Annotated in this window: 1 protein-coding gene; it reads right to left on the bottom strand. The window is 55.3% G+C overall.

What is annotated here, in order from left to right:
- Positions 1-226 precede the first annotated feature (226 nt).
- Positions 227-1,045 (bottom strand): IS5 family transposase, encoded by an 819-nt coding sequence (locus QA600_RS22765; protein WP_278294220.1) that lies wholly within the window; start codon positions 1,043-1,045, stop codon positions 227-229.
- Positions 1,046-1,138: the final 93 nt, after the last annotated feature.

The following is a 1,138-nucleotide window of genomic DNA, read 5'->3' as shown; positions in this document are numbered from 1 at the left end:
ATGCCGTGTTGATCGCAAGACGGCAGCCGAATAACGATCTTGACATTCTGTTTCTGTGAGTGAGAACGCCTGTCTCTGCTGATTTCGATATCCGGATGATGAACGACTCGCCATCGTGACTAATTCTCGAACCATCAGAATTATGGAACATTGTGAGAACCTTCGAACGGATGACGGAGATGTCTCTGGGCAATACGTCCAGAGAAGGAGCGCAGGCGGCGAGCCCTTAACTCGCCGCCTGCGAGAGGTTATGTACGATGCACTTCCGGGTCAGCTCTCGGAACTGGCCGTGCCAGCTCCGAGAGCGTAACTTCTCCCCGTCATCCTGCTTCAACAGGGAGAAACCCGTCTCGCTCATCCACCTCTGGTGATACAGATCCTCGTCCATTCGAGCGTTATGTGCTTTCTTCAGTCCGTTGTGCTCTTTGTGCTTGATCAATGGCCGCGTTGACTTAGCGCGGCATTCGTCACGGAGATCACTCCAGGAGTAGTTCGAATCAGCGGTCAGAGTCTGCAGGTCTTCCGCGTTCCGACGGAAGACCTGCATTCCGATATGGCCATCCCAGCTTTTGCGGGTCGTATAGTGGACGTCTTTGATTGCCAGCGTGTTCATATCGACCAGGATCGTCGTCTTCAGCGTCTGTAGCGAGTAGTTCGTTCGGTTTCGGTAGTGGTAGCTTGTCTGATCGCGCTGGAACCCGCTGGCGTCGATGGCAGCTTCTCCCGTCCAGCCAGCCTGCTCCGCTGAGGCGCGGAGCAGGCTGCGAAGCTCACGCATGTCGAACTTCTGTTCCCACCGACAGAGCGTCGTGTGATCGGGTGTGGTGTCAAGGTTGAGTTCGTCACGGATGGCAAGAGAGTCGTTGAACCACGCCTCGGTCTCGCGGAGGGTTTTGTCGAGTTCAGCATGCAAGAGAATAAACGTGATCTGTGCCCACTCGGCGAACCCGCTGTCGCCGTCCGGCGCAGCGGGTTCATCCGGGCTATCAACATGCTGTTTGGCAAGATTCTTACACTGCCTCACGCGTTGCCGTTTGGACTTCATATCGCAAGACGGCGTCCAATTCACCCGTCAATTTCACGAAAATCGTTCACAGAGAGACTGAAAGTCCCGCTAGCCGGACCTGCAACAAGGCAT

It is taken from the genome of Natronococcus sp. A-GB1 (genome assembly GCF_029688845.1).
GTDB lineage: Archaea > Halobacteriota > Halobacteria > Halobacteriales > Natrialbaceae > Natronococcus.
This window is presented reverse-complemented; position numbering and strand designations above follow the sequence as displayed.

What these genes read in the sequence shown, in the direction of transcription:
- QA600_RS22765 (WP_278294220.1), bottom strand. Translation starts at nt 1,045, where the DNA reads ATGAAGTCCAAACGGCAACGCGTGAGGCAGTGTAAGAATCTTGCCAAA.